We start from the raw sequence: 506 nt of genomic DNA, 5'->3' as shown, positions 1-506 counted from the left end.
CTACGCAGCCGGGCCGCTGGCCGAGCACTGGGGCCTGTCGGTGGTGGGTGGCTACCATCGCCAGGACCGCCAGGACCTGGACGGAGACGGCTGGGCTGACATCCCCGGCTACGAGCGAGCCACGGTTCGGCCGCGTCTGTTCTGGGAATCGGACGATGGAGCGCGTGCGCTGCTGACGGCAGGCGCAATGCGCGAGAGTCGGCTGGGCGGGACGCTGCCCGGTCAGCTGGCGCCCGATGGGCAGCCCTTCGCTCTAACACAGCGCACGGAGCGCGTTGACGCTGGCGTCGTGCTCGATGTTCCGGTGCGCGAGAGCGACCGCCTGCAGCTACGTGCATCGGCCATGTCCACCGATCACGACCACGGGTATGGCCCTGAACAGGACAACGACACCCATCAGACCGGATTTGCCGAAGTGAGCTACGCGTCCGGCGCTGGCGCCACCAGCTGGCTGGCGGGCATTGCCGCGCAACAGGACCGGTTCCGTTCCGCGCGATACCCGCAGA

The 506-nt window shown here is 69.0% G+C and carries 1 protein-coding gene; it reads left to right on the top strand.

The window, feature by feature from the left end; genetic code table 11:
- The coding region (locus tag ACZ6S8_RS39715) for a hypothetical protein (RefSeq protein ID WP_469463295.1) at positions 1-506 on the top strand (506 nt) is incomplete at both ends.

It is taken from the genome of Streptomyces sp. NPDC048461, from assembly GCF_055587105.1.
Note: the sequence above shows the minus strand (reverse complement) of the source record. Positions and strands in the feature narration are given on the sequence as shown.